This window comes from Paraburkholderia sp. SIMBA_053 (genome assembly GCF_046534895.1).
GTDB classification, from domain to species: Bacteria; Pseudomonadota; Gammaproteobacteria; order Burkholderiales; family Burkholderiaceae; genus Paraburkholderia; species Paraburkholderia caledonica.
This window is the reverse complement of record NZ_JAWRXU010000089.1, coordinates 1-484: the sequence shown is the minus strand read 5'-3', so window position 1 is coordinate 484 and position 484 is coordinate 1. Positions and strand designations below refer to the sequence as shown.

Here is a 484-nt window from a genome sequence, read left to right as displayed (position 1 = left end):
GGTCGGCCTTCGCTTCAACACGAAATCATCACGCGCACGCAGCACTTACGTCGTCCGCCTCCGTCATCGTCACGCCGCTCCCCGGTGATACACTCCCATCACCGTTTCCCATCCGCTTCCTATGAAATTCTGTTCCGTCTGCGGCCACGCAGTGAGCCTGAGCATCCCGCCCGGCGACAACCGTGAACGCTTCGTCTGCGCGAGCTGCGGCACCGTGCACTATCAGAATCCGCGCAACGTGGTCGGCACCGTTCCCGTCTGGGATGACAAGGTGCTGCTGTGCCGGCGCGCGATCGAACCGCGCTACGGCTACTGGACTCTGCCCGCAGGCTTCATGGAAATGGGAGAGACCACCTCGGAAGCCGCCTCGCGCGAAACGCTGGAAGAAGCCGGCGCGCGCGTCGAAGTGCAAAACCTGTACACGCTGCTGAACGTGCCGCACGTGCATCAGGTGCATCTGTTCTACCTCGCGCGGCTGCTCGAT

At 63.0% G+C, this 484-nt stretch carries 1 protein-coding gene; it reads left to right on the top strand.

Features of this window, described 5'->3' with window-relative positions; genetic code table 11:
- Positions 1-121: 121 nt before the first annotated feature.
- A partial coding sequence (locus SB753_RS34690; RefSeq protein WP_410804556.1) for an NUDIX hydrolase occupies positions 122-484 on the top strand: 363 nt, incomplete at its 3' end.